The sequence below is a fragment of the Pseudomonas sp. R11-23-07 genome (assembly GCF_003852295.1).
Classification (GTDB): domain Bacteria; phylum Pseudomonadota; class Gammaproteobacteria; order Pseudomonadales; family Pseudomonadaceae; genus Aquipseudomonas.
In genome coordinates this window covers 1,737,849-1,763,776 of sequence record NZ_CP027761.1, presented here as the reverse complement: position 1 = coordinate 1,763,776, position 25,928 = coordinate 1,737,849, and the positions used below count along the sequence as shown (strand labels likewise).

23 protein-coding genes are annotated in these 25,928 nt (G+C 57.3%); 13 read left to right on the top strand and 10 right to left on the bottom strand.

Features of this window, described 5'->3' with window-relative positions:
• The first annotated feature begins 77 nt into the window (after nt 1-77).
• Nucleotides 78-1,010: a proline iminopeptidase-family hydrolase gene (locus C4J84_RS08040; RefSeq protein ID WP_124366314.1), complete on the top strand. Its 933-nt coding sequence runs from the start codon at nt 78-80 to the stop codon at nt 1,008-1,010.
• A gap of 37 nt (nt 1,011-1,047) precedes the next feature.
• Here the strand turns inward: C4J84_RS08040 and C4J84_RS08035 are convergent, their stop codons facing one another.
• A complete protein-coding gene (locus tag C4J84_RS08035; RefSeq protein WP_124370069.1) occupies nt 1,048-2,550 on the bottom strand; it encodes a nucleobase:cation symporter-2 family protein in 1,503 nt (500 codons plus the stop codon).
• A gap of 157 nt (nt 2,551-2,707) precedes the next feature.
• Here C4J84_RS08035 and C4J84_RS08030 point away from each other — a divergent pair, with 157 nt between their 5' ends.
• Nucleotides 2,708-3,541 (top strand): nucleoside-binding protein, encoded by an 834-nt coding sequence (locus C4J84_RS08030; protein WP_124370068.1) that lies wholly within the window; start codon nt 2,708-2,710, stop codon nt 3,539-3,541.
• Between the two features lie 233 nt (nt 3,542-3,774).
• Here C4J84_RS08030 and punC read toward each other — a convergent pair whose 3' ends face one another.
• The gene (gene punC, locus C4J84_RS08025) at nt 3,775-4,953 is read right to left on the bottom strand and encodes a purine nucleoside transporter PunC (protein ID WP_124366311.1); all 1,179 of its coding nucleotides are present in this window, start codon (nt 4,951-4,953) and stop codon (nt 3,775-3,777) included.
• Between the two features lie 122 nt (nt 4,954-5,075).
• Between punC and punR the strand changes: the two genes are divergently transcribed.
• On the top strand, nt 5,076-5,990 hold the full coding sequence (gene punR, locus C4J84_RS08020; protein ID WP_124435159.1) for a DNA-binding transcriptional activator PunR: 915 nt from the start codon (nt 5,076-5,078) through the stop codon (nt 5,988-5,990).
• Between the two features lie 29 nt (nt 5,991-6,019).
• Here the strand turns inward: punR and C4J84_RS08015 are convergent, their stop codons facing one another.
• Complete coding sequence (locus C4J84_RS08015) at nt 6,020-7,189, bottom strand: aspartate aminotransferase family protein (RefSeq protein ID WP_124435158.1); 1,170 nt, start codon at nt 7,187-7,189, stop codon at nt 6,020-6,022.
• 103 nt (nt 7,190-7,292) lie between these two features.
• Between C4J84_RS08015 and C4J84_RS08010 the strand changes: the two genes are divergently transcribed.
• A complete protein-coding gene (locus tag C4J84_RS08010) occupies nt 7,293-8,198 on the top strand; it encodes a LysR family transcriptional regulator (protein WP_124361837.1) in 906 nt (301 codons plus the stop codon).
• Here C4J84_RS08010 and C4J84_RS08005 read toward each other — a convergent pair.
• Nucleotides 8,195-8,818, bottom strand: a complete 624-nt coding sequence (locus tag C4J84_RS08005) for an HAD family phosphatase (RefSeq protein ID WP_124435157.1) — start codon at nt 8,816-8,818, stop codon at nt 8,195-8,197. The genes C4J84_RS08010 and C4J84_RS08005 overlap by 4 nt on opposite strands.
• Before the next feature lie 210 nt (nt 8,819-9,028).
• Between C4J84_RS08005 and C4J84_RS08000 the strand changes: the two genes are divergently transcribed.
• On the top strand, nt 9,029-10,231 hold the full coding sequence (locus tag C4J84_RS08000) for an anthrax toxin-like adenylyl cyclase domain-containing protein (protein ID WP_124435156.1): 1,203 nt from the start codon (nt 9,029-9,031) through the stop codon (nt 10,229-10,231).
• Between the two features lie 60 nt (nt 10,232-10,291).
• Here C4J84_RS08000 and fabV read toward each other — a convergent pair whose 3' ends face one another.
• Nucleotides 10,292-11,485 (bottom strand): enoyl-ACP reductase FabV, encoded by a 1,194-nt coding sequence (gene fabV, locus C4J84_RS07995; RefSeq protein ID WP_124435155.1) that lies wholly within the window; start codon nt 11,483-11,485, stop codon nt 10,292-10,294.
• Between the two features lie 273 nt (nt 11,486-11,758).
• Here fabV and C4J84_RS07990 point away from each other — a divergent pair, with 273 nt between their 5' ends.
• The 4 genes from C4J84_RS07990 to C4J84_RS07975 all read left to right on the top strand — a co-directional run bounded on the left by C4J84_RS07990 (nt 11,759) and on the right by C4J84_RS07975 (nt 14,926).
• On the top strand, nt 11,759-12,583 hold the full coding sequence (locus C4J84_RS07990) for an aspartyl/asparaginyl beta-hydroxylase domain-containing protein (protein WP_124435154.1): 825 nt from the start codon (nt 11,759-11,761) through the stop codon (nt 12,581-12,583).
• Nucleotides 12,584-12,732: 149 nt separating this feature from the next.
• A complete protein-coding gene (gene ppnN / locus C4J84_RS07985; RefSeq protein WP_124361832.1) occupies nt 12,733-14,106 on the top strand; it encodes a nucleotide 5'-monophosphate nucleosidase PpnN in 1,374 nt (457 codons plus the stop codon).
• A gap of 170 nt (nt 14,107-14,276) precedes the next feature.
• Entirely contained in the window at nt 14,277-14,534 is a 258-nt protein-coding gene (locus tag C4J84_RS07980; RefSeq protein WP_124366304.1) for an AbrB/MazE/SpoVT family DNA-binding domain-containing protein, read from the top strand.
• Entirely contained in the window at nt 14,531-14,926 is a 396-nt protein-coding gene (locus C4J84_RS07975) for a PIN domain-containing protein (RefSeq protein WP_124361830.1), read from the top strand. Before C4J84_RS07980 ends, C4J84_RS07975 begins: the two co-directional genes overlap by 4 nt.
• Nucleotides 14,927-14,953: 27 nt before the next feature.
• Here the strand turns inward: C4J84_RS07975 and C4J84_RS07970 are convergent, their stop codons facing one another.
• Nucleotides 14,954-15,283 (bottom strand): YXWGXW repeat-containing protein, encoded by a 330-nt coding sequence (locus tag C4J84_RS07970; protein WP_124435153.1) that lies wholly within the window; start codon nt 15,281-15,283, stop codon nt 14,954-14,956.
• Nucleotides 15,284-15,415: 132 nt separating this feature from the next.
• A complete protein-coding gene (locus C4J84_RS07965; RefSeq protein WP_124435152.1) occupies nt 15,416-16,315 on the bottom strand; it encodes a DMT family transporter in 900 nt (299 codons plus the stop codon).
• 97 nt (nt 16,316-16,412) lie between these two features.
• Here C4J84_RS07965 and C4J84_RS07960 point away from each other — a divergent pair, with 97 nt between their 5' ends.
• Nucleotides 16,413-17,249 carry a LysR family transcriptional regulator gene (locus tag C4J84_RS07960; RefSeq protein WP_124435151.1) on the top strand — a complete coding sequence of 279 codons (837 nt, stop codon included), beginning with the start codon at nt 16,413-16,415 and terminating at the stop codon, nt 17,247-17,249.
• Nucleotides 17,250-17,312: 63 nt separating this feature from the next.
• On the opposite strand, the gene mqo is transcribed toward C4J84_RS07960, so the two are convergent.
• Nucleotides 17,313-18,959 (bottom strand): malate dehydrogenase (quinone), encoded by a 1,647-nt coding sequence (gene mqo / locus C4J84_RS07955; protein ID WP_124435150.1) that lies wholly within the window; start codon nt 18,957-18,959, stop codon nt 17,313-17,315.
• 425 nt (nt 18,960-19,384) lie between these two features.
• Between mqo and C4J84_RS07950 the strand changes: the two genes are divergently transcribed.
• Entirely contained in the window at nt 19,385-20,572 is a 1,188-nt protein-coding gene (locus C4J84_RS07950; protein ID WP_124435149.1) for an MFS transporter, read from the top strand.
• Between the two features lie 99 nt (nt 20,573-20,671).
• On the opposite strand, the gene C4J84_RS07945 is transcribed toward C4J84_RS07950, so the two are convergent.
• Both C4J84_RS07945 and C4J84_RS07940 read right to left on the bottom strand, forming a co-directional pair.
• Entirely contained in the window at nt 20,672-20,890 is a 219-nt protein-coding gene (locus tag C4J84_RS07945) for a hypothetical protein (protein ID WP_124419530.1), read from the bottom strand.
• Between the two features lie 146 nt (nt 20,891-21,036).
• Complete coding sequence (locus C4J84_RS07940) at nt 21,037-21,402, bottom strand: DUF6124 family protein (RefSeq protein ID WP_124370057.1); 366 nt, start codon at nt 21,400-21,402, stop codon at nt 21,037-21,039.
• Between the two features lie 520 nt (nt 21,403-21,922).
• On the opposite strand from C4J84_RS07940, the gene C4J84_RS07935 reads away from it, so the two are divergent.
• Both C4J84_RS07935 and C4J84_RS07930 read left to right on the top strand, forming a co-directional pair.
• Nucleotides 21,923-23,065, top strand: coding sequence for an ImmA/IrrE family metallo-endopeptidase (locus C4J84_RS07935; protein ID WP_124435148.1), 1,143 nt, complete (start codon nt 21,923-21,925; stop codon nt 23,063-23,065).
• 960 nt (nt 23,066-24,025) lie between these two features.
• On the top strand, nt 24,026-25,795 hold the full coding sequence (locus C4J84_RS07930) for a hypothetical protein (protein ID WP_124435147.1): 1,770 nt from the start codon (nt 24,026-24,028) through the stop codon (nt 25,793-25,795).
• Nucleotides 25,796-25,928 lie beyond the last annotated feature (133 nt).

The following is a 25,928-nucleotide window of genomic DNA, read 5'->3' as shown; positions in this document are numbered from 1 at the left end:
TAGCTGTTTTGCTAGTTACCTAAACGTTGCGTGCAGACTATCGTAGCCCTGATCCTTTTTTCAGAGCAGGGTACGAAATGGAATTCATCGAGAAAGTCCGCGAAGGCTACGCACCCTTCGGCGCCTATCAGACGTGGTATCGCATCACCGGTGAACTGGCGACAGGCCGCACACCGCTGGTGATCATCCATGGCGGCCCCGGCTGCACCCACGATTACGTCGACGCATTCAAGGATGTCGCCGCCAGTGGCCATGCGGTGATTCACTACGACCAATTGGGCAATGGCCGCTCGACGCATTTACCTGACAAGCCTTCTTCGTTCTGGACCATCGGCCTGTTCCTCGACGAGTTGAACAACCTGCTCGACCACCTGCAAATCAGCGATAACTACGCGATCCTCGGGCAATCCTGGGGCGGCATGCTTGGCAGCGAACATGCCATTTTGCAACCCAAGGGCCTGCGCGCCTTTATCCCGGCCAACTCACCGACGTGCATGCGCACCTGGGTCAGCGAGGCCAATCGGCTGCGCAAATTGTTGCCCGAAGGTGTGCATGAAACCCTGCTCAAGCATGAGGCCGCCGGTAACTACCAGGACCCGGAATACCAAGCGGCTTCGCGGATTTTCTACGACCAGCACGTGTGCCGCGTCAACCCATGGCCGGAAGAGGTGGCGCGCACCTTCGCCCAGGTCGATGCCGACCCGACGGTGTACCACGCCATGAGCGGCCCGACTGAGTTCCATGTGATTGGCAGCTTGAAGGATTGGAATGTGATTGGCCGACTGTCAGCCATCAAGGTGCCGACCCTGGTGATTTCCGGTCGCCATGACGAAGCCACGCCGTTGGTGGTCAAGCCGTTCCTGGATGAAATCCCGGACGTACGCTGGGCGCTGTTCGAAGACTCCAGCCACATGCCCCATGTGGAAGAACGCCAGGCGTGCATGGGGACAGTGGTGAAGTTTCTGGATGAGGTGTGCTCAATGCAGCACACGGCGCTCAAAGCTGGCTAGATTCCAAATGTGGGAGGGGGCTTGCCCCCTCCCACATTTAGACCTCGGTGGGCTCAGGCTTTGATGCTTTTCTCAAAGTATCCGCCACCAACGGAATCTCTTTACCCTCGGCATCGAACAACTTCCCACCTCGGTAGTAATCCCCATCGCGCAGCGCCGCCACGTCGCGAAAGCACAAACTGCGCTCAGTGCCTGCCACGAATACCGATTGCTGGTCCGAGTTACCGGCGGTGAAATGGTTGAACGTCAGGTTCAGCAAGATCGCCATGATCGCCGACGAACTGATGCCCGAATGGAAAATGGTCGCGAACCAGCTGGGAAACTGGTCATAGAAACTGGGGGCAGCGATGGGGATCATGCCGAAACCGATACTGGTGGCCACGATGATCAGGTTCATATTGTTGCGATAATCCACCTTGGACAGCGTGCGAATACCGCTGGCGGCCACTGTGCCGAACAACACAATGCCGGCCCCGCCAAGCACCGATGTGGGCACGGCGGCAATCACCCGGCCCATGAACGGCAGCAGGCCCAGCACCACCAGGAACACCCCGCCCGTTGCCACCACAAACCGACTCTTCACCCCGGTGACCGCCACCAGGCCGACGTTCTGGGCGAATGCGCTTTGCGTGAAGGAACCGAAGATCGGCGCGAACATGCTCGACAGCATGTCGGCGCGCAGGCCATTGCCGAGGCGTTTGGAGTCGACTTTAGTGTCGATGATCTCGCCCACCGCCAGGATGTCCGCCGAGGTTTCCACCAGCGTGACCATCACCACGATGCACATGGAAATAATCGCCGCCACATGAAAGGTCGGCATGCCGAAATGGAAGGGCGTGGGAAAACCGAACATTGGCCCCTGGGTGACGGCGGAGAAGTCGGCCATACCCAACAACACCGCGATCACTGTGCCGATCACCATCGCGAGCAAAATCGACAAGCGCGAGATGGCTGCGCTGCCGATTTTGCTCAACAGCAACACCAGCACCAACGTCAGTGCAGCCAGGCCGATATTCGACATGCTGCCGAAATCCGCCGCGCGGCTGTTGCCGCCCATGGCCCAGCGCGCCGCCACGGGCATCAGGGTCAGGCCGATGGTGGTAATCACGATACCGGTCACCAGCGGCGGGAAAAACTGAGTGATGCGTGAGAACACCGGAGTGATTAACAAACCAATGAACGACGCGGCCATCACCGCGCCGAGAATCGCCGGCACGCCCCCTGCCCCGTCGCTGCCGACGATCGCCACCATCGTCGCCACACCCGCGAACGACACGCCCTGCACCAGCGGCAGCTGACAACCGAAGAACGGCAGGCCAAGGGTTTGCAACAGCGTGGCCAGGCCACCGGCGAACAGTGACGCGGCGATCAACAGGCCAATATCCGCAGGTGACAACCCGGCCGCCTGGCCGACGATCAACGGTACAGCAACGATGCCGCCGTACATGGTGAGCACATGCTGCAGGCCGTAAGCCATGTTGGCGGCGACGCCTAGATTTTCATCTTCGGGCCGCTGCGGTGACGCCTTCGGGATAGTCATAGTGAGGGGTCTCTGTTTTTGTTGTGCGCTCACTGTATGCAATGTTCAGACTGTATGTCCATAGAGTTGTATACAATCGTTCAGACAAGATACCCTGCCGCGGCGTTACAAAAACAATCCGGCCGTCATGAGCCAGAACGCCAAAGGAGCCAACAGAATGAAAAAGGCATTGCAGGGCGCAACCGTCGCATTGACCCTCCTCGGCGGTGGCGAGGCTGTCGCAGTGGAATGGATGAACAACAGCCTGGGGTTTCGCTACGGTCAGCACTTCACCAACCCTAACAACCCCGAAGACTTCAGCAAGCGCACCTACAGCTTCACCCACGCCAGCGGCTACCAGTACGGCAGCAATTTTCTGAATCTCGATGTATTCCTTTCCGACAGCAAGGACCCGCGCAAGGGCACCGACCACGGTGGCAGCGAGGTCTACGCGGTGTACCGGCACCAGTTGTATGCCTCACGGGTCTTCGATACGCCGCTGGGTAGCGGGCTGGTCAAGGACTACGCGCTGACGCTGGGCTTCGACGCCAACCGCAACAACAACCTCGCTTCCGCCAAAAAGCGCGCCCTGGTGATCGGCCCCACCTTGAAATTCAATACCGTCGGTGTGCTGGACCTGAGCCTGATGTACTACAAGGAAAAGAACCACACAGGCATTCCCGGCGCGCGGGAATCGAACCACACCTTTGACGACACTTACATGCTCAACCTGACATGGATGCGCCCGTTCGAGATCGCCAACCACGCGGCGAAATTCCAGGGCTTCATCAATTACGTGGGGGAGAAAGGCGAGGATTATCATGGCCGCGATACTGCGCCGGAAGCCCTGATGCGCACCGCGCTGATGGTGGCGGTGCGGCCGGGCAAGAGCGTCAAACCGAACCTGTACCTGGGCGTGGGCTACGAGTACTGGCATAACAAATTCGGCGTGGACGGTGGCCGGGGTAGCCGCACATCAACGCCGACGGTGAATCTGGAAGTGACGTTCTAACTGAAGAAACACAATACAAATGTAGGAGGGGGCAAGCCTTAATACCAGTCAGTTAAGCGTACACCGCCGTCTGTAGGAGCGAGCTTGCTCGCGAAAAACGTCAACGATAACGCGTGCTTTCTGAATGAACGCGGTGCCTGTGAGTTTTTCGCGAGCAAGCTCGCTCCTACAAAAAGCCTTAACTGACTGGCATTAGGGCAAGCCCCCTCCCACATTTTTACCGCATTGTCAGCTCAGGCGCTGGCCAGTTCGGAAGCATTACCCTTCGGTCGCGCCAGCCAATAACCCAGCACAGCCAGCGGCGCGGTCGCCAGCATCACGATTACCGTAATCAACAACGGCTGCTCGATCATGGATGACACCAACAGGCTGGCAAGAAAGCACAAGCCCAATTGCAGGGTATTTTGCAGTGCCGCCGCCTTGCCGGAATTTTCCGCAAAGGGCATCAGTGCATTCGCTACCACGATCGGGTAGCTGGCACCGTTGCACAGCGCCATCAGGCAGAACGGAATCAGCAAGGTAGTAAGGGTCGGCACGGTCAGGGTTGCAACCAGATACAGCGCCACCATGCTCAGGCAATAGAACGCGAGCAGCCACGGCAGCAGGGTCTTGCCCGGCAAACGTTGCAAGGCGCTGCGGCAACTGTAGCCACCGACCAGAAACGCCAGGGTCGGCAACACGTAGCTGAGGCCAATGTCATTCGGGCTGTAACCCATGCCGCCGAGGATAAATGGCGAAGCGGTCAACCAGGCAAAGAAACTGGCGGAGCAGGCGGCAAATATCATGACGTTGCCGGTAAATACCCGTGAAGTGAGCAGCTGTGCATAGCCCAGGCGCACCGGTGCGTCCGTCTGGCGCTTCGGCGCGCTGCGCAGGAACACGGTCGGCAGCAGCAAGAGCAGCGACACGCCCAGCAATACGCCGAAAATCGCCTGCCAGCCAAAGTGATTCAACACCATCGCGCCCAACAACGGCGCCAGGGCCGGCGACAACGACATCAGCGGCATGATGCTGGCGAACACGCGGTGCGCCTTGTCGGCCGGGTAGCGATCAATCACTAGCGCCTGCCAACTCACGGCGGCGGAACACACACCGATCGCCTGGATAAAACGCAGCGCCCACAGCTGCGGCGCGGTCTGCACCCAGAACATGCCCAGGCATCCCAGTACAAACAGGCTCAGTCCCGTAAGCAGCACCGGCTTGCGTCCGAGGCGGTCGGACAACGGCCCCCACAGCAACTGCCCTAGCGCAAACCCGGCGAGGAAAATACTCAAGCTGGCGCCCACGGCCCCGGCGCCAATCTGCAGTTGCGCGCCCATGGCGCCAAACGCCGGCAAATACATGTCCATGGCGAGATAACCGAGCATGCTCAGCCCCGCCAGATACCACGTGAAACCAAAAGAATTTTTCATTGAAGCCTTGTAGATCCTGCCATCAAACTATTTGCTGACTGGCGCCCATTATGAAGCTGACAGTTTTCCTGTGAAGCGATAATAATTGGACACTCTTATCAATAATTTTGAAGGCAGCCGCCATGTGGTCAGAATACTCCCTGGATGTGGTCGATGCCGTCGCACGCCACGGCAGCTTCAGCGCCGCAGCTCAGGAACTGCATCGCGTACCGTCGGCCATCAGCTATACGGTGCGTCAGCTTGAGGAATGGCTGGCGGTGCCGCTGTTCATACGGCGCCACCGTGACGTGGAGCTGACGCCCGCAGGCCGGCTGTTTATAGACGAAGCCCGCGGCGTGATGAAAAAAATGCTCGGCACACGGCGCTTGTGCCAGCAGGTGGCCAATGGCTGGAGCGGGCAATTGAAGGTGGCAGTGGATTCCATCGTCAAGCCGCAGCGCTGTCGGCAACTGGTGCTGGATTTTTATCGACAGTTTCCCGAAGTGGAATTGCTGCTGGAGTATGAGGTGTACAACGGCGTGTGGGACGCCCTGGCGGATGAGCGCACCGACATTGTGATCGGCGCCACCAGCGCGGTTCCGGTGGCCAGCCACTTCACATTCCGCGACATGGGCCTGTTGAACTGGCTGTGCGTGGTCAGCACCAGGCATCCCTTGGCGGCGATAGAAGGCCTGCTCAGTGACGATCAACTGCGCCCATACGCCTCCCTGTGCATGACCGACACCTCACGCAACCTGCCCAAGCGGGACACCTGGACCCTGGATAACCAGCGGCGCCTGGTGGTGCCCAACTGGTCCTCGGCGCTCGATTGCCTGCGCGATGGCTTGTGCGTCGGCATGGCCCCGGCGCATCAGGTGCTACCGTGGATCGAGAGCGGTGAGCTGGTGGCGCTGCAACTGCACCGGCCCTTCCCCGCCAGCCCGTCGTGCGTGGCGTGGGCGCAGAACAAACTGTCGCCGGCCATGGCGTGGTTGTTGGAATACCTGGGTGATACCGAAACCATGAACCAGGAATGGCTGAATGGCAATGATCTCTGAAAATGACGCAAATCCCCTGTGGGAGGGTTTCAGTCCAATAGGCGGGTGATCGCCCTTACGATCATCTCGACTTCCTTGGCATCCAGCGTCAGCGGAGGCAGCAGGCGGATGATCTTGCCGCGCGTCACGTTGATCAGCAGCCCATGCTCCTGCGCCGCGCGGTGGGCCAGCTCGCGATACGGGCGAGCCAGTTCGATGCCGATCATCAGGCCCTGCCCCCGAATCGCCACTACCTGCGGATGCTCGCTCAATTCCACCCGCAACCGCGCCAGCAGCCGTGCACCTTGTTGCGCAGCGTTCTGCAGCAAGCCTTGCTCTTCAATGATGTCCAGCACCGTGCAGCCCACCCGGCAGGCCAAGGGGTTGCCGCCAAAGGTGCTGCCGTGACTGCCGGGGGTAAACAACTGGCCGACGGCGGCCCGGGCCAGGCAGGCGCCGATGGGCACGCCGTTGCCGAGGCCTTTGGCCAGGGTCATCACGTCCGGGGTAATGCCTTCGTGCTGGAAGGCGAACCAAGCGCCGGTGCGGCCGATGCCGGTCTGGATTTCATCCAGCATCATCAGCCAGCCGTGGCGCGTGCAGTGATCGCGCAGGGCTTTCAGGTAGCCGGGGGGCGCGGGCAACACGCCACTTTCGCCCTGGATCGGTTCGAGCAGCACGGCCGCTATGCGCGTGCCGAATTGTTCAGTAATGGCCTCGAGGGCCGCCAGATCGCCAAACCCGACTTTGAGAAAATCCCCCGGCAAACGCTGGAAACCCAGGCGCACCGAGGGCCCGTCACTGGCCGCCATGGTGCCGAGGGTACGCCCGTGGAAGGCGTTCTCCATCACCACCACCAACGGCTCTTCAATGCCTTTTTTCCAGCCATACAAGCGTGCCAGTTTCAGCGCCGTCTCGTTGGCTTCGGCGCCGGAGTTGTTGAAGAACGCGCAGTCCAGGCCGGATAGCTGAGCCAGGCGCCGGGCCAGCTGCTGCTGCCAATCGATGCTGTAGAGGTTGGAGGTGTGCAGCAGCAGGCCCGCTTGCTCACGGATCGCCGCCACCAGCCTTGGGTGGGAGTGGCCCACATTCGTCACCGCCACACCGGCCACCGCGTCGAGGTATTCACGGCCCTGCTGGTCCCACAGGCGCGTACCCAGGCCACGGGTGAAGCTCAGGGCCAAGGGTTGATACGTGGTCATCAGGCAGGCGGCGGTCATGGTGGCAAGCTCCAGTGCATCGTGAGGATGAGTGCAGTATCGTTAGCCACTCCTGCTGGATAAACTGCGCATTCCTGCAATGACTTTGAACCAGGGCTTGATAATGGATGTGTTCCAGGCAATGTCGGTGTACGTGAAAGTCGTGGAGACCGGCAGCATGACTGCCGCCGCACAGGAATGCGGAATGTCGACCACCATGGTCGGCAATCACCTGCGCGCGCTGGAGCAGCGCCTGGGGGTCAGCCTGCTCAAGCGCACCACGCGCAAACAAAGCCTCACGGAATTCGGCGGGGAGTACTACCAGCGCTGCCTTGAGGTGCTCGGGCTGGTGGCCGACTCCGAACTGCTGGCGGAGCAGATCCACAGCGAAACGCCCAAAGGCTGCCTGCGTATTACCGTGCCACCGGTATTCGGCAGCGAACGCCTGGTGCCGGCCTTGAGCGAATTTTCCCAGCGCTACCCGCAGATCGACCTGTACGTGGTGCTGAGCAATGAGCGGATGGACTTGGTCGACAGCGGCTTCGACGTGGCAATCCGTCTCGGCGACTTGGGAACCTCCAGCCTGATCGCCCGGCCACTGCAGGATTACACCCTGACCCTCTGCGCGTCGCCTGATTACCTGGCGCGACGCGGCACGCCGTCGACGCCCGATGACTTGCGGCACCACAACTGCCTGGCGTTCGCCTATCCGGCGAACGACAACTGGCGCGACACCGACAAGCTGTGGCGCATGACCGACGAGGACGGCGAGGTAGAGGTTCCGGTCTCCGGCTCATTGACCATCAACAGCTCGCAGGGCTTGCGCCAGGCGGCCGTCAATGGGATGGGCATCAGCATGCTGGCCGATGCCCTGGTGCAGCAAGACCTGGAGAGCGGCAAGTTGGTAGCCTTGCTGACCAGCTATCAACTGTCCAGCCGCCCCATGCATCTGCTGTATCGCCAAGACCGTTACCGCTTGCCCAAGCTGCGCGCCTTCGTCGACTTTGCCATGGAGAAGTGGGCGCGCTAGAAGCCCACCCCCAACTCGCGCAGACGTGCGGCGGTACGCTCGGCCGACACATGGTGAATCCCCTGCCAGCCAAGGGCCACAGCCGCTTCGACATTGCCCGCGACGTCATCGATAAACACCACTTCGCCAGGCTGGACATCCGGCAAATGAACGCGCACCTGAGCGAGGCTGGCATGGTAGATCGCAGGGTCAGGCTTGATCAGTTTCAACTGGCCCGAGACGACGATATCGCGGAAAAACTGCAGGAACGGATAGTGCTCGCGGGCATAGGGAAAGGTTTCCGCCGACCAGTTGGTCAGCCCAAACAGCGGCATATTCGCTTGGTGCAACGCAGTGAGAATTGCGACACCTTCTGGCAATTCGCCACGCAACATCTCGTGCCAGCGCTCGTAATAAGCCTGGATCAGGCGCTGATATTCGGGGTGTTGCTCAATCAGGTGGCGGGTGGCTTCGGCGAGGGTGCGGCCAGCATCCTGTTCGGTGTTCCAGGCCTGGGTGCAGATATTGTCGAGAAACCACTGCCGCTCCTGCTCGTCGGCAATGAGCTTGCGGTACAGATGTTGCGGGTTCCAGTCAAACAACACACCGCCGAAATCAAACACGACTGCACGAATCGTCATGGGTCCTCCTGTTTGCGCACATGGATGACGCAGTCTTGCATGCCGGAGCAAACAGCAAAAGGTAAGCCACGGTAGGACCGTTCTGAAAAGTGAAACGCCCACTCACATCGCCGAAAGCATCGTTTAAGGTGAGCTTCGCTCTCAGGGAAATTCATGACTGAAAGGAATCATCAATGCGGTCGCAAAAAAACGTGACGTAGAGGTATTCCAATGATTGCCATGATTACCGCTGTAACATCACCTTCCGCGCTCAGTCTGGAAGTACTGCAGCGCAACCAGGCGCTTGTGCAGGCCAGCACTACGTCGGAGGTCGGTGCCCCGCATGCACTGATCGACCAGTTAAAAGCGCGAACCGGAATAGTGTCGAGCCACCTCGCTCCCTTGCAAAGGATAGCGGCAGCCACCAACTCCATCATCGGCATACGCCCGGTCGAATCCGTGGCCACAGGGCTGATAGAAGCTGGGCACCCCACCAAGGACTTTCATATCAAAGGCAAAAGTGCCAATTGGGGGCCACAGTCCGGCTTGATCTGTACGGACCAGGCATTTAGCAAGCTCGAACAGTTCGCGCACAAATCACCGGAAACGGTGGCTAAAGCCAACGCGCAGATCCTGGACTGCATCGAGCAAGGCCATGCAGTCCCGATCCCCTTGAAACTCTCGCGTCATCGCATTGACGAGCTGGTAAAACTTGGCCAAATCACTGGGCGGGCAGCTCGCGGAAGTGATGGCACGCTGCAATTGAGCGCTCGCGGGCCAAGTCAGCAGCATTATGAGTTCCAAGCCCATCCCGCCTCGCCTGGCGACGACAACTATCTGATCACGCACAACGGCAAGGCGCTGCATGTGCTGGCCAAGCAGCTAGAGGGCAAGGCCTTGACCGCCGACTATGACCTGCACATGATCGCGCCTCACCTAAGTGACTTTGGCGCTCAGGATAAGCTGCCGGTACCCGATATCGCCCACAGTGTCTTCAGGGATCGGGTTAGCCACTACCAGCAAGTTCCACGGGAATTATCGGCGGACTTTGAAAATGCCGCCCATTTCTACCGCAAGGAAAACCCCGATCTCGGCAATATCACGCCGCGAATAGAGGAAATGATCGGAATCATCAATCGAAAGCTGGTCGGCGACGCGGAGCGGGTGGTCCATCACAATGCAGACTCAGGCAGCCCTGCAACGGACGTGGCAGCAAACTACCCGGCGACTTTCTTCCTGCCGGCAAAGCTAGGTAGATTCGATGAGATCAGTATCATCCATGACAGCAGGGAAATGGCTGAGCTGATAAAGACCGCCAAGGACAGCGGTTATCACGTGCCGCTCAATCCGCTATGGGAGAAGGAGGTGGTGAATGTGAGGCGGTCAGACTTCACCCTGGCAAAACAGCGCCTGTCTGGTTCCAGGCAAGCCTGACAGCTGAGCAGCAAAAAGCGGCTTGATAAGTCGATTATCAAGCCGCCACAGTGATAGCGCTTATGCCTGGACCAGACCGTTGATCTTGACGGTCGGGTTCACGTCCGCGTCGTAGTCCACGCCGTCGACTTCAAAACCGAACAAACGCAGGAACTCAGCCTTGTAACCGGCAAAATCGCTGATTTCGTTAACGTTGTCGTCAGTCACCTGGTTCCACAGCGCGGCCACGGCGTCCTGGACCTTCGGTTCCAGCTCGGCCAGGTCGGCGCGCAGGCGGCCGTCAGCATCAAGCTTGGGCTCTTTGCCGTACAGGCTGTCCTTGAACAGGCCGTAGACCTGCTCGATGCAGCCTTCGTGGGTGCCCTGCTCTTTCATCACCTTGAACAGCAGCGACAGGTACAGCGGCATGATCGGGATCGCCGAGCTGGCCTGGGTGACCACGGCCTTGAGTACCGACACGCGGGCATCGCCCTTGAGCGCAGCGAGGTTGTCGCGCAGGGTCAGGACTTTTTTGTCGAGGTCTTTCTTGGCTTCGCCGATGGAACCGTTCCAGTAGATGTCCTGGGTCAGCTTCTCACCGAGGTAGGTGAACGCGGTGGTCTTGGCGCCTTCAGCCAGTACATCGGCGTCACGCAGGGCGTCGATCCACAGCTGCCAGTCTTCACCGCCCATCACTTTGACGGTGCCGTCGATTTCTTCCTGGGTGGCAGGCTCGAGGGTGGTGTCGACCACGACGCCCTTGTCGGTGTTGATACCGCGCAGGGTCACGGCCTTGCCGATCGGCTTGAGGGTGGAGGTGTGCACCACGCCTTGGGGGTCGGTACGGCGTGGCGCGGCCAGGCTGTAGACCACCAGGTCGATCTTGCCCAGGTCTTTCTTGATGGTGTCGATGGTCAGGCGCTTGATCTCATCGGAAAACGCGTCGCCGTTGATGCTCTTGGCGTACAGGCCTTTTTCCACGGCAAACTTCTCGAACGCCGCGCTGTTGTACCAGCCAGCGGAGCTCAGCTTGCCTTCTTCACCTTCTTTTTCAAAAAACACGCCCAGGGTGTCGGCGCCGCAGCCAAACGCGGCACTGATGCGCGCGGCCAGGCCGTAGCCGGTGGAAGCGCCGAGGACCAGCACCTTTTTAGGGCCGCCTTCGATGGCGCCGTGTTGAGTCACGTAGTCAATCTGTTCCTTGACGTTCGCTTCACAGCCAACAGGGTGAGCGGTCACACAGATAAAGCCACGAACCCGCGGTTTGATGATCATAAAAATTCTGCCTCTTCCAAGGTGCCGAAGGCCAATGGTGGCCATTCAACTTCAATCGTACCGGTCTATGACGTCTGAAAAACCGAAGCGTCACGATAGTCGCAAATCTTCTGTTCGCAAAATTCAATCCAGCAAAAACCGGTTGCCGATGGGCCGGTTACAAATTGTGCAGCGACTTCACAATTTTCGAACTATTTAAAACGCCTGCGCGCGCCATAAAGCTCTATCATGACGAAATTGTTTCATTATGTTTCAGGCCTGGAGCCGCGTTTCATGAGCAAAAATGCCGTGGGTAAAAAGCTGATATCCCTCGCCTGGGTGCTCGGCGTTTTACTGTTTATTGCCTGTTTCCCGCGCACCAGCCTGGCGTTTTTACTGCTGGTGGTGGTTTGCGGTGTGTATGACTTCCTGCGTAATGGCCTGTATGACCGCGCTACCTTCAAGAAATATTTCATCGGCAACGGCCGCAACACCTGGATCCTGGCGCCGTTCAACACCCTGTTCGACCTGCTGAGCCGCCGTAACCGTCATGTCTACACGATGGGCGACTTGCCGCTCGCCTGGCGCGAAGACCTGCAACAGGTCATCAACGACGCCATGGCCCGCAAGGAAGAAATCATCAGTTACCTGGACGCACGCATGGCCGAGAAGAAACGCGGCATGTTGTTTTTCCAGTGGTACGGTCGTCCGATCGAAACCGCCCTGGACATCCCGCAACTGCGCAAGAAACTGCCATTCGTGAAGACCATCGGCGTGTCGGTGTTCAACGAGAACCGCTCGACGTCCTTCCATTTCGGCCCGTTGCGCATGATGTTCCGCGTGCTCTACAACATGGCGCCGGCGCCGCATCACGAGGGTGTGTATATCCAGGTGGGCAAGCACAAGCACTATTGGCACGACGACCCGCTGTTCATCTTCGATGACACGCTGATGCATGCATCCTTTAACAAGAACGATGCGAAACGTTACTGCCTGTTCATCGATATTGTGCGACCGACCCCGGTGCCCTCCGTGTTGAACGCCGTGATCTCGGGGTTTGCCGGCCTGGTGTTCACCCTGCGTCGGGTTTTCTACAAAAACTGGAAGCTGATCCAGTAAGTTCTGCGGCATGATGGTGCTGGACGGTATTTGCACTCAGCCTTGTGCGTGAGGTAAATAACCGTCTCGTGCGACCGTATACGGCGCGCATCATTCTCAAGCCATTGCGCCTTTTGTAGACGCGATGGCTGTGCTTTCAAGGAACCAGAATGCCCCAACGTCAAGTGATCAATGCCTCCGTCAGCCCCAAGGGCAGCCTCGAAACCCTGTCCCAACGTGAAGTCCAGCAACTGAGTGAAGCCGGCAGCGGCAGCATCTACGCCCTGTTCCGCCAATGCGCCCTGGCGATCCTCAACACCGGCGCGCATATCGACAACGCCAAGACCATCCTCGACGCCTACAAAGACTTCGAAGTGCGTATCCACCAGCAGGATCGCGGCGTGCGCCTGGAGCTGCTTAACGCCCCGGCCGATGCTTTCGTCGATGGCGAAATGATCGCCAGCACCCGTGAAATGCTGTTCAGCGCCCTGCGTGACATCGTCTACACCGAGAACGAGCTGGACAGCCAGCGCATCGACCTGAGCAACTCCCAGGGCATCACCGACTACGTGTTCCACCTGCTGCGCAATGCCCGTACGCTGCGTGCGGGTGTCGAACCCAAGATCGTCGTGTGCTGGGGCGGCCACTCCATCAACACCGAAGAATACAAATACACCAAGAAGGTCGGCCACGAACTGGGCCTGCGCAGCCTCGACGTGTGCACCGGCTGCGGCCCCGGCGTGATGAAAGGTCCGATGAAAGGCGCGACTATTTCCCACGCCAAACAGCGCATCACCGGCGGCCGCTACCTGGGCCTGACCGAGCCAGGCATCATCGCCGCCGAAGCGCCCAACCCGATCGTCAACGAGCTGGTCATCCTGCCGGATATCGAGAAACGCCTCGAAGCCTTCGTGCGTGTCGGCCACGGCATCATCATCTTCCCTGGCGGCGCCGGTACGGCCGAGGAATTTCTTTACCTGCTGGGCATCCTGATGCACCCGGACAACCGCGACCTGCCGTTCCCGGTCGTGCTGACCGGGCCCAAACATGCGGCGCCTTACCTGGAACAACTGCATGCGTTCGTCGGCGCGACCCTCGGCGAAGCGGCGCAGAAGCATTACCAGATCATCATCGACGACCCGGCCGAAGTCGCGCGCCAGATGACCGCAGGGCTCAAGGCGGTCAAACAGTTCCGTCGCGAGCGCAACGACGCATTTCACTTCAACTGGCTGTTGAAGATCGACGAAGGCTTCCAGCGCCCCTTCGACCCGACCCACGAAAACATGGCCAGCCTGCAACTGACCCATGCGCTGCCGCCCCATGAACTGGCGGCCAACCTGCGTCGCGCGTTCTCGGGGATCGTGGCGGGTAACGTGAAGGACAAAGGCATTCGTTTGATCGAAGAAAAGGGCCCGTACGAAATCCACGGCGACCCGGCGATCATGAAACCGCTGGATGAACTGCTAAAGGCCTTCGTCGCCCAGCACCGGATGAAATTGCCGGGCGGAGCAGCGTATGTGCCGTGTTACCGCGTGGTGCAGTGAGCCAGCGGCGAGCCGTCATAGTTTGTATCGGTTTGGCGCGTGATCAAAGGTGTGGGGATCGAGAGTTCGGACTAGGGTTTTAGTACCGACTCACCCACTTCTGCGAGCACCCTATGGACCAACGGATATTGTCCTCGATCACTCCTTACCCTAAGGTAAGGAGCATCACGATGGAGGTCTTCACTATGGCAACCGCCACACTTACTTCAAAAGGGCAAATCACCATCCCTGTCCAGGTCAGGACGGCCCTCGGCCTGGAAACAGGTGACCGGGTGGAGTTCGTCGAAATGGAAGACGGCAAGTTTTCCATGATCGCCGCGAGTAAAACCGTCACCGACCTCAAGGGGCTGATTCGCAAGCCTGCCACTGCCGTGTCCATCGAGGACATGAATCGGGCCATCGCGGCACAGGGAGCAAATGCGGGATGATCGGCCTGGATACCAACGTGCTGGTGCGCTATGTCACCCAGGATGAGCCCGTTCAATCCGCCAAGGCGTCGCGACTGATCGAATCATTGAGCGCCGCGTCACCGGGCTTTGTCAGCCTGGTGACCCTTGTGGAATTGGTATGGGTGCTGCAGGCCTGCTACCAATCGGCCAAAAGCGATGTGGTGATGGTGCTGGAAACCCTGTTGCATACGCGCGAGCTCACTGTCGAGCACGCCGATGTCGTCTGGCAGGCACTTCGCAAGTTCGTTGCGAACAAAGCAGACTTCGCCGACTGCCTGATCGAACGCTGCGCCCACGCGGCCGGCTGCGAGTACACCGCCACCTTCGACCTGAATGCAGTCAAGGCAGCGGGCATGAAACGGATCGGCTAGGCCGTCTTTTGGGGAGAGGCCGCTCTTTCAGCGAACCCAACCACCGCCCTGCCAATGATAACCATCGTTGCGCTGCACCCAATGCGGATGCACATAGCGATAGCCCACGCGTACCGGCTCCCAATGGCCGTGCACCGCTACATAGCGCCCACCTTCCCAGCGCCAGTAACCGCGTGACCAGATATAACCTTCGCGCACCGGCGGCTCGACTTCGATCACCTGCACCGGCGGCGGTTGCGGCGCCACGACTTCCACATACTCACGTTGTACCGGCCGGCGCTCATGCACGACGCGCTCTTGCACACACCCGGATGCCGCGACGACTACCGCCGCCATTGCTGCATAACGTAGCAACATACAAAACCCTCGGGCGTTAACGCCCTGTACTTGCATCAGAAAGAAATCCCCTGTGTTCCAGCCGGGCTCCTGCCTGGGCTTGAGTTATTTTTTAACAGGAGATGTCTGTCAGATTGCTGAACCCTCAAGGCCTCAGGTCGTACAGGCGACGGTCGGTCGCTTCAGGCGCAACAACAGTAACCCGGCAATCACGACGGCAATGCCGGCATAGGTCGAAACATGGATTTCGTCGCCGAACATCAGCGCCGCCCATACCAGGGTGACCGGAGGCTCCAGATAGACCAACGCCGCAACCCGAGTAGCCGTCATCACGCGCAGCAGCCGCCAGAGGCTCAAGTAGGCGGCAAAGGTGGAAAACACCGTCAGCCACACAATCGAAACCAGTACGTCGGCGTCATGTGGAATGCTCAAGGTATCGGTATAAAGAACCGCGCCGGTGAAGCCGATTAACGTCAGCAGCGATTGGATAAACAGCGGCATGAGCAAGCCGGCCTGCGTGCTCTGCTGCGAACGGCGCTCGTACAAGGTCGCCAGCGTCAGCCCCAGCGCCGACACCAATGGCAGCACATACATGGCCAGGCCAACTTCTTTGCCACTGTTGCTGTACTGCCCGGCGATCACGATCGCTACGCCGACAAAGCTGACCATGAGCCCCACCCATTGCCAGCCGCCGTTGCGCTCAGTTGCACTGCCTGTCGACAATGCGGCGGTCATCAACGGCTGCAACGCCGCGATGATCGCCGCAATGCCCGGCGGCAAGCCGTTCTGGATCGCCACATAGAGGCAGCTCAGGTACAGAAACTGCGACAGGCAGCCGATGATGGCGTAATGGCGGATCTGCGCCCAGGTCACCTTCAGCAACCTGACGTTCAAGAACAGGCCCAGGCACAGCGATACCAACAAAAATCGCCAGAACAGCAGATTGAACGCACCGCTGCCTTGGGTGCCCAGCTTCGCGCCGATATAGCCCGAACTCCATGACAGAACAAACGCCCCTTGTAAGAGCAGCAATCCCAGGGTTGATCGCTTCATGCAGCCTCCAGCCTGTGTAGTTGACTTCAAGGCTAAGGAAGGAGGACTCTTCTGTATATTTGAATAACCTGCATTACCAATCCGCATTAGTAGAACCATGGCCAAACAACTGAATATTGATCTATTGCGCACCTTTCACGCCGTCGCACGCTTTGGCCGCTTCAACGAAGCGGCCGAGCATGTGCACCGCAGCGCGTCCACCGTGACGACGCAGATTCAGAAGCTGGAAGACCAAGTCGGCCAACGCCTGTTCAGCCGCAGTAACCAGGGCGTGGATCTGACGCTGTACGGCAGGAAACTGTTGGGCGAAACCACCGAATTCCTCAAAAGCCACGACCGCCTGCTGATCTCGCTGATGCCCCAGCGCATGCAGGGCAAGATCCGCCTGGGCGTGCCTGACACCTACGCACCCGCCTTCATGCACAAATTCCTGCCAGGACTGATCGCCGACAACCCGCTGCTGGAACTGGAAATCGAGGCGCGGACCAGTGGCGAACTGTTGAATCTGTTCACGGCAAACCAGTTGGACCTGGTCATCACTGTCAGCGCACACCCACTGGCACAGGGTGAGCGCCTGGGGCCTGTGCAACCGCTGTGGGTCGCCGCCGAGCAGTTCAGTTACCCACCCAGCGCGCCGCTGCCGATCACCGTGCCTATCGCCGGTTGCCCGTACCGCGCGGCGGCGTTACAGGCGCTGAAAGATCACGGGATTTACCATCGCGTACTGCTGGAAAGCCCCAACTCATCAGCGGTAGAAGCTTGCGTGCGCAGCGGCGTGGCCGTGGGCCTGATGGAGGAGAGCCGCATGGGCGAAGGGCTGAGGCAAATCACGCAACTGCCGGCCCTCCCCGCACAGCATCTGTATCTGCTGTGCGACACCGCTAACGCGCTGGCCCTGCATCTGTACGAGCAAGTCAGACACTTCAGGGTCTGAACGCCGCGCACAAAAAAGCCCGCTGACCGTCATCGGTTCAGCGGGCTTTTACTTGAGCGTTGCTTACAGCGCCAGATCAGACGCCGGCTTGCCTGGCTCAGCCGCAGGCTTGGCAGACTCGGTGGCCTTTGGAGCCGCCAGTTGCGGAATGGCTGGTGGTGGAGTCAGTTGCAGCACACCGGCGGTGTAGGCCCATTCCTTGGCAACCGCTTCAGGGCTGTCGTTCAGTTTGGTGCCGTAGCTTGGCACGATCTGGTGCAGTTTTTCCTGCCAGGCCGGGCTTGCAACCTTGTCCTTGAACACCTTTTGCAGCACGGTCAGCATGATCGGAGCCGCGGTGGACGCGCCTGGCGATGCACCCAACAGGCCGGCAATGGAGTTGTCGGCGGAGCTGACCACTTCGGTGCCGAGTTTCAGGACGCCGCCCTGCTCTTCGTCACGCTTGATGATCTGCACACGCTGGCCGGCTTGCCACAGGCGCCAGTCGGACTGCTTGGCGTTCGGGAAGTACTCCTGAAGCGCCTTGAAGCGGTCGTCATCCGACAGCATCAGTTGGCCGGCGAGGTACTCGACCAGCGGGTATTCACGAATACCGACTTTGGTCATTGGCCAGATGTTGTGGGTGGTGGTGCTGGTCAGCAGGTCCAGGTACGAGCCTTCTTTCAGGAACTTGGTGGAGAAGGTCGCGAATGGGCCAAACAGGATCACGCGCTTGCCATCCAGCACGCGGGTGTCCAGGTGCGGAACCGACATTGGCGGCGAACCGACCGATGCCTTGCCGTAGGCCTTGGCCAGGTGCTGCTCGGCGATAGTCGGGTTATCGGTGACCAGGAACGAACCACCTACCGGGAAGCCTGCGTATTCCTTGGCTTCCGGAATACCGGATTTCTGCAGCAGGTGCAGGGCACCGCCGCCGGCGCCGATGAACACGAACTTGGCGTCGGTTTCAGTCTTGGTGCCATCTTTGAGGTTTTTGTAGCTCACACGCCACGAACCGTCTTCGTTACGGGTGATGTCCTGCACTTCGCTCGACAGTTTCAGGTCGAACTTAGGGGTGGTCTGCAGGTGGGCAACGAACTGGCGGGTGATCTCGCCGAAGTTCACGTCGGTGCCGATCGGGGTCCAGGTGGCCGCGATTTTCTGGTTCGGGTCACGCCCTTCCATCATCAGCGGAACCCACTTGGCGATCTGGGCCGGGTCTTCGGAGTACTGCATGCCGGCGAACAGCGGGCTCGCCTTCAGCGCTTCGTAGCGTTTTTTCAGGAACTTGATGTTGTCATCGCCCCACACAAAACTCATGTGCGGTGTGGAGTTGATGAACGAACGCGGGTTCTTCAACACGCCCTGCTGGACCTGCCAGGACCAGAACTGACGGGAAATCTGGAACGCTTCGTTGATCTCGACCGCTTTGGGGATCTCAACATTGCCGTTCTTGTCTTCCGGGGTGTAGTTCAGCTCAGCCAGGGCCGAGTGACCGGTACCGGCGTTGTTCCAGCCGTTGGAGCTTTCTTCGGCCACGCCATCGAGGCGCTCGACCATTTCCATCGACCAGCCCGGTTCCAGCTCGTTGAGCCAGACACCCAGGGTTGCACTCATGATGCCGCCGCCGATCAGCAGCACATCGACTTTCTTTGCCTCTTCCGCGTGAACGGACGTGATCCCCATCGACAAAGCCAGCCCCAGCAGGGCAGTGTTTACTTTCTTAAACATCAGTAGCACCTATGATAAAACGCCATCCGCCCTACCGCCCCTGACTCTGCAGGCCGTAGGGTGGGCACACAAGGCCGACGTAGCGACCTCACTGTTTTTGTCCCTTCTGCGCTGACTTCTTATCATTATTGGCTTCAGCTACCTGGGCGACAGCCAACCGCCGGGACGTATACGGGTGTACGCACCAGGGAAAGACTAGACCAAGACGGCGCGCAGAATATCACGCCAAACCGCGTTTATGCGCCGTTTGGCCAATTGACACCTTTAAATCGCAGGTTTTATCGCGCAGGTGTCAAGGCTGCCAGCCGCGACCTGGGGTCACAGGCCCGGAACTCTCATGCGCCTGGCTGTTCTAGACACCCTCACCGTCCCATGCGTAGCATCGGCGATTGTCTTTCGTACACCTCATCCAAACAGAGCAATTCATGTCTACCCACCCAACACCCGGGCACGTCCTGCCCGCGCGCAGTGCCGCCAAAATGGAAGCGGCCATGGCCGTGGGCGCTTTCGCAATCGGCACCGGCGAATTCGCCATCATGGGCCTGATGCCCGACATCGCCCAGAACCTGGGCTTGAGCGAACCGCAGGTCGGCCACGCCATCAGCGCCTACGCCCTGGGCGTGATGGTCGGCGCCCCGCTGCTGGCCATCCTCGGCGCCAAGCTGCTGCGCAAACACATGCTGTTATTGCTGATGGGCCTCTATGCCCTGGGCAACCTCGCCACCGCCTTCACCCCCACCTTCGGCTCGCTGGTAGCCTTCCGCTTTATCAGCGGGCTGCCCCACGGCGCCTACTTCGGCATCGCCGCCGTGGTTGCCTCCAGCATGGTGCCCAGCGACAAACGCGCCGGCGCCGTGGCCCGAGTGATGATGGGCCTGACCCTGGCCATGCTGCTCGGCAACCCCATCGCCACCTTCCTCGGCCAACACCTGGGCTGGCGCTCGGCGTTCGCCCTGGTTAGCGTGATCGCCCTGTGCACCATCGCCCTGGTCTGGCAATTTGTGCCCCACCGCCACGATGAAGAACGCAGTGACCCGCGCAAGGAACTGCGCGCCTTCACCAAACCCCAAGTGTGGATGGCGCTGTCCATCGGCGCGATCGGGTTTGCCGGCATGTTCTGCGTGTTCAGCTACCTGGCGCCGACCATGCTGGAAGTGACCAAGGTTTCACCGCAATGGATCCCCTTCGGCCTCGCCGCGTTTGGCATGGGCGGCATCATCGGCAACATTGCCGGCGGCAAGCTGTTTGATCGCATGCAATTTCGCGCGGTGGGCTGGATTCTGGTGTGGTCGATGGCCGTACTGATCTTCTTCACCTTCGCCGCCAGTTCGCTGTGGAGCGTACTGCTGGGCATCGGCCTCGTCGGCACCATGATCGCCCTGGCGGCGCCATTACAAATCCGCCTGATAGACATCGCCCACGAAGCCCCCAGCCTGGCAGCAGCGTCCAACCACGCCGCGTTCAACCTGGCGAATGCGCTGGGGCCGTGGTTTGGCGGCATGGCGATTACCGCTGGGTTTGGCTGGACCAGCACCGGCTACATCGGCGCGGTGACGGCCCTGATAGGATTGGGCCTCTACCTGATCGCCCGGCGCATGAAAGGCGGCCAGTAACACCCACAATCTTGCCCCCACCACAGATCCAATGTGGGAGGGGGCTTGCCCCCGATAGCAATAGGCCAGTCACCACCTCAATGGCTGACCCACCACTCATCAATCATCATGCAACAACCCCGCCCCATACTCCCCATAACTACTCCCCAGCCCACTGCCACCAAAATTCATCTTGGCGGCTTTGCTGGGGCTGTGGTCACCAAATGCCTGACACCCCCCTGAAAAGCACGGGTCGCTGCTCACGGCCGGCGAAGATGAACAAGCGCTCAATAACAACGTGCCGGTGATCATCACGACTTTGACGAGGTTCGAAATCATAGTTTCAGTTCCCTGTGGGCTGGAGGCGCTGGGGTCCTCTCTTGCAGAGAATCGTAGACCTCAGCGCCGCAGGGAATTATGAAACTTAGCTGCGGGACAGCATGGGTTCAGGTTGCCGCCTTGGGGTAAGGCGGCAGGGTTGGTTGTCAGGCTTTGACTGGTTTGATTACAGGCGCAACTTGTTCTTGGGCTCGGTCTACGAGCAGCGAACTCAACTCGATTAACTGCTGAATGCCCAGGGCGATGGCGCGTTGGGAGTCGTCGAGGTCGAACGCCAGGGTGGCGGCCATTTCGTTGGCGGATGCGAGGTTTTCGGCGGCGTTGGCCAGGAGGGTTTCGGGCTCGAGGGTTGGGTTGACGAGGAAGAGGTTGTTGCTTGGGCGTTCGGCGGGTGCAGCGTCGTCGGATGGGGGCAAGTGATGATTGATTGCCCGCTGGGCTGCGGCTTGAAGCTTGGGGTCAGAGGATGCAGTGTTTGAAGCATAAGGCGGATTAGGTGTGACCTTGCACATGGCGAAGCTCCTTTAGCGTTTAAGGAACTGCCTATCTCACTTCCACATGAGGGGGTGGCAGCTGTACGCAGGTGTGGAAGACCAGGGCTAAAGGACCCGGCGCACCGAAGTGCCCCGCGCACAGCCGCCATAAGCAATCATACAGACGTAAAAAAACGTCGGCAGGTGTTTATGGGCGATTGAGCGCCTTCAGCTTGGTCGGACTTCCACATCCGGCCGCTGGGTTGGCAGCGGCTTGAGGAGGTTAGCTAGGGGTGGTCTGAGGGACAAGCTGAGAAAGGTGTGGGATATTTCCTAGAGGCTTGCGCCTGCCCCCCAATCGTTCTATCGCTTTATCCGTCGCTCCGATGATGGATTGGAACGACTGATGCTACAGGCCGCACCGCACGGCTCTTTCAGCGTATTTGGGATCTATGCGTACCACAAATGTACCAAGCAAAATCAGAACTTCACTGCTGGAAAGCGATTTAGCATCATGCTTTTCCTTGCATTTGTGCAATTGCAAGATTAGCATTGGCGCATGAAATCACTTGATCAGACCTCTGCAAGCGCCCGCGCAATTGGCGAACGCATTCGCGCCGCCCGTGAAGCCCTGTGCTTGACGCAAAAGCAATTATCCAGCTCAGTCGGATTTGCAGACCGACAAACTCTTTCCACTATTGAGACCGGTGAACGTCGCGTCCAACCATCTGAGCTGGTGCGCATCAGCCAGGAGCTCAAAAGACCCATTGATTGGTTCATCGACCCCTTTGTCGTTGCCGGTGCAGCCAACTTCTCCTGGAGAGTTTCACCAACCGTTTCAAATGAGTCTCTTAACGATTTCGAATCGCGTATTGGCCAGATTGTTGGGCTTCTGCGATTTTTAAAGGTAGCTGTCCGAGGACCGTCGAAAGCTCTCTCTAAGGTGCTACGGATGCCGGCCAACCCGACATTTGAAGACGCATGGGGCTGGGGTGAGGCTATAGCGCAGGAGCTTGAGCTAGGGCTTATCCCTACTCATAATCTTGTTGAGCGTATAGAAAGCAAACTTGATTTACCTATCCTTTTTATCGACGATGAAATTGGCTCAAGCCCGGAGGGTATTTCCGGGGCGATGTGTCGATTACCCGATTTAGGCGTAATCGTAATCAATCGCCGCGAAACGCTCTGGCGGCGCCATTTTGATGTTGCGCATGAGTTGTTCCACGCATTAACGTGGGATGCATTGCCTCCTGAGCACAGGGAAGATCCAAATTCCGATCCTAAAGCACGCAGGCACAAACGAATCGAGAAATTGGCTGACAACTTCGCTGCTGCAGTTTTAATGCCAACGTCGAGTCTAACGAAGCTTATCGATCCTGCGCGTTTTGGTGATGCAGATTATTTAGTTGAGATCGCGCATCAGATGCAAGTCTCCACAGGAGCTTTAGCATTCCGCCTCTTCAATGCAAAAATGATTGATAAGCCAACCTGCGATAAATTGCGAAATCTAAAGCTTCCAAAGTTTCAGAATGATGAGCCAAAACTGCTTTCTGAAACTTTTGTAACGCTTCTACATGATGGGATAGCTCGCGGCCATGTGTCTGCTCGTAAAGCGGCAAAAGCATTGTCTATGACATTAGAACAACTAGCATCGCTAATGCATGAGTACGATAAGTCTGTTCCGTTTGCGAACTTAGACTAAACAATGGCTAAGCAGCGGGTACTTGTCGATACATGCATTATCATTGAGGCATTCCGCATCAATTGCTGGAAAGCTCTGTGTCAATACTATGAAGTCGAAGCTGTTCAGTGCTGTGTTGATGAGTGTACCGCTGGGGACCCGCTGAAGCCTGGTCGCGTTCCGATACCAACACAGGAACTATTGGCAGGTTTGTCAAAGGTGCACAGTGTAGACGACATTATGCTTATCTCACTTGCCATAGATTGTCCCGATCTGCCTGCGATTGACGCAGGCGAGCTCCATATGATGGCATGGCTGCACGCAAATCCGGCTGAAGCAGTTATCAGTGCTATTTCCACCGCAGATAGAGCAGCGGTTCGCGCAACTCATGTCCTAAAATTGGTGGATCGAGTCGTCTCCCTCCAGCAGCTAGCCGATAAAGCTGGAGTAGGAGGTAGGCAACTCCAAAATCTACAGCACCATTTCAGCGAAGATTGGCTTGGAACCGTTCGTACTCAGCTAAAGATGGGTATTCTGTAACAACGTACCCATCAACCATCACGGATTGGAACGCTCAACCTTACAGGCTTTACAGCACGGGTACGGCAGCACTTTTGTCTCCCGCCTGTATAACTTTCGTACCAGCACTACTCCCGCGCACTGACGCCCTGCCCCCTTTTCGCTGGCTTTAGCAAATACGAGAGCTGTCATTTCTATGCTTGATTTCTTTAAACAAGAAGTCGCTCGCCATGGCAAGCGAGTATTTATTATCTTCAAAGAAATTGCTGCACAACCGCCTTGCTCCCATTCAACCTAATTTTGCGGTTACCTTTGCTCAAAACCCTAGCGGCCACTCGGACCATGTGGGACGATACTACTTCCGAACCGGAATACTTTTCCGCCGGACTCCATGCCCGTAAGATATGCTTTGCCTGACCCCTGCGAGGTCCTACTCGCATCCTGAACGGACTCAAGAATAAATTGCTGACAATTAAATTTAATCAAATAACAAAATATACTACCTTAGTGTCAATTTTCTTTTGCGCACTTCTCCTGCTTACTTTAGGCCCCTCATTTCAACAACATGGACTAGCTTTATTAACTAGTCCTAGCTCAAGTCTTTATCAAAGCGTGTATAAGGATGCACTCATAAGTTTTCCTAGTTTTAAAGATTGGATCTTCGGAAATAACTATTTGCTTTACAGTGTTGGGGCTGCCGCCTTGACGATAAGTATTTATGTAAGTCACTCGATGCGGGGAGCAATCATTTTGACCTCCGTCACTTCGTTCGGCTTCATGTCCCTCTTAGATATAGGATCATTCTTTTGGCACAAGACGTTCACGGTTTCTCATCTTCTAGAAAGTATAGCTAGCAATATAGTGGGCGCCCCATTAACATCATCTCTTTTGGTCGTAATTCTTTGGAGCTCAGAGCGCTTTAAGAAAAGCATGGTCGAGCATGTGAAACTAGCGGAACTTCTGTCCTCATTATTACCGGGAGTTTTGGGGCTAATCATCTTCTTATTTCAATACTACGCGCTGACTTTGGTATTCAACCCCACCCCCACTAACATAGAGGCAAAAACATCACCAAGATCCGGCGCCGGCTATATTATAAATCAAGAAATGAAAGAGCGGCATCTTCAAAAGATTGCGGCCGAATGCGACTGCGAACATCAAAAAAACACTCAAAGTGATTTTGAATTTATGAACGGTAAGTTTGAAGGAAGCCTTACCTTTCAAGGAAATGCAGACAATGCAATATTGGGGTGGAGAGCCACTAACTCTGATGAGTTTGAAGTTACCATTGCTGCATTTGACGGTTGCACTTTTGGTGATTTATTGAAAACAAGTATAGATGCATCGAAAGCTTTAAAGATTACAAAGTTAAGAGAGCTCTCCATCACCCTAGATAAGGGTGTGGTAATCTTAGGATCTAAAACAGGTGAGGGAAATATTAAAGCCCCTCACTCAATGATAGCTCCCACATGGCATTTTAAGGATGACAAGGGGCACGAACTTAATCGATTTTTGATGACTACTGACTTGACTGAATACTGGTCAAATGAGACATCAAAAAAGTTCATAATTCAATTTCCACTATTGACCAATAACGACGCTTCCGAAATAACAACCGAAAAAAAGACAATAAAGCTTAATATAAACGGAAAGATTTACTCGCTCACATTCCAGCCTATAGAGTCGAAAGCCACGCCCAGTATCTGCGCGCCTTTCAACTTATCCGGATCAACTTTACCTTTGAGCGTCTCAAAGGCCGGCATAATAAAAATTAGTCTTGAGATTCATCAAACACGAACAGGCAAAGTGTATAGTTTTTCTAAGCAAAACTCTTTCAGTCTTACTGGATTCGAAGGCTGGCTATCAGTTAGCAACATTAAACCAGAGAGAATAAGAGACTTAATTTCTCAAGGAGCCATGCAGGGCCTAACAATTAGCGGCAATATTGGATATTTACACCTAAACGGAGAAAAAGTAGATAATACGGACGGGCATGAATTCTCTTTTTACAACGGAAATATAGTTGGAAAAGCTGAAGAAGATGGCAGCCTAATATATCAGGGCGTTGCAGATTGGGTATGGGTTGATGGCAGGCGACTAAGCAAAACTCGCTGGGAAAGTTTGGATGGTGCAACGCAGGGTATATTACTCACATTAGCTGGATTATTGATACTAGCTTTTGCACGGATTATTTTCATGTGCATGCGAGACAATGATTCCTATCGACTCTAACTGTATGACCAGTGTAGGCAGCGTATCGATCCCTGGTGGGAAGATCATGCGATGATACAGTGCGGCACGATTAAAAGTTGACCCGGTAAAACTGACGTCTGTAGCCGTACCATCTTGGTCAGGTGCAAGTCCG

What these genes read in the sequence shown, in the direction of transcription:
- C4J84_RS08040 (WP_124366314.1), top strand. Translation starts at nt 78, where the DNA reads ATGGAATTCATCGAGAAAGTCCGCGAAGGCTACGCACCCTTCGGCGCC.
- C4J84_RS08035 (WP_124370069.1), bottom strand. Translation starts at nt 2,550, where the DNA reads ATGACTATCCCGAAGGCGTCACCGCAGCGGCCCGAAGATGAAAATCTA.
- C4J84_RS08030 (WP_124370068.1), top strand. Translation starts at nt 2,708, where the DNA reads ATGAAAAAGGCATTGCAGGGCGCAACCGTCGCATTGACCCTCCTCGGC.
- punC (WP_124366311.1), bottom strand. Translation starts at nt 4,953, where the DNA reads ATGAAAAATTCTTTTGGTTTCACGTGGTATCTGGCGGGGCTGAGCATG.
- punR (WP_124435159.1), top strand. Translation starts at nt 5,076, where the DNA reads ATGTGGTCAGAATACTCCCTGGATGTGGTCGATGCCGTCGCACGCCAC.
- C4J84_RS08015 (WP_124435158.1), bottom strand. Translation starts at nt 7,189, where the DNA reads ATGACCGCCGCCTGCCTGATGACCACGTATCAACCCTTGGCCCTGAGC.
- C4J84_RS08010 (WP_124361837.1), top strand. Translation starts at nt 7,293, where the DNA reads ATGGATGTGTTCCAGGCAATGTCGGTGTACGTGAAAGTCGTGGAGACC.
- C4J84_RS08005 (WP_124435157.1), bottom strand. Translation starts at nt 8,818, where the DNA reads ATGACGATTCGTGCAGTCGTGTTTGATTTCGGCGGTGTGTTGTTTGAC.
- C4J84_RS08000 (WP_124435156.1), top strand. Translation starts at nt 9,029, where the DNA reads ATGATTGCCATGATTACCGCTGTAACATCACCTTCCGCGCTCAGTCTG.
- fabV (WP_124435155.1), bottom strand. Translation starts at nt 11,485, where the DNA reads ATGATCATCAAACCGCGGGTTCGTGGCTTTATCTGTGTGACCGCTCAC.
- C4J84_RS07990 (WP_124435154.1), top strand. Translation starts at nt 11,759, where the DNA reads ATGAGCAAAAATGCCGTGGGTAAAAAGCTGATATCCCTCGCCTGGGTG.
- ppnN (WP_124361832.1), top strand. Translation starts at nt 12,733, where the DNA reads ATGCCCCAACGTCAAGTGATCAATGCCTCCGTCAGCCCCAAGGGCAGC.
- C4J84_RS07980 (WP_124366304.1), top strand. Translation starts at nt 14,277, where the DNA reads ATGGAGGTCTTCACTATGGCAACCGCCACACTTACTTCAAAAGGGCAA.
- C4J84_RS07975 (WP_124361830.1), top strand. Translation starts at nt 14,531, where the DNA reads ATGATCGGCCTGGATACCAACGTGCTGGTGCGCTATGTCACCCAGGAT.
- C4J84_RS07970 (WP_124435153.1), bottom strand. Translation starts at nt 15,283, where the DNA reads ATGTTGCTACGTTATGCAGCAATGGCGGCGGTAGTCGTCGCGGCATCC.
- C4J84_RS07965 (WP_124435152.1), bottom strand. Translation starts at nt 16,315, where the DNA reads ATGAAGCGATCAACCCTGGGATTGCTGCTCTTACAAGGGGCGTTTGTT.
- C4J84_RS07960 (WP_124435151.1), top strand. Translation starts at nt 16,413, where the DNA reads ATGGCCAAACAACTGAATATTGATCTATTGCGCACCTTTCACGCCGTC.
- mqo (WP_124435150.1), bottom strand. Translation starts at nt 18,959, where the DNA reads ATGTTTAAGAAAGTAAACACTGCCCTGCTGGGGCTGGCTTTGTCGATG.
- C4J84_RS07950 (WP_124435149.1), top strand. Translation starts at nt 19,385, where the DNA reads ATGTCTACCCACCCAACACCCGGGCACGTCCTGCCCGCGCGCAGTGCC.
- C4J84_RS07945 (WP_124419530.1), bottom strand. Translation starts at nt 20,890, where the DNA reads ATGATTTCGAACCTCGTCAAAGTCGTGATGATCACCGGCACGTTGTTA.
- C4J84_RS07940 (WP_124370057.1), bottom strand. Translation starts at nt 21,402, where the DNA reads ATGTGCAAGGTCACACCTAATCCGCCTTATGCTTCAAACACTGCATCC.
- C4J84_RS07935 (WP_124435148.1), top strand. Translation starts at nt 21,923, where the DNA reads ATGAAATCACTTGATCAGACCTCTGCAAGCGCCCGCGCAATTGGCGAA.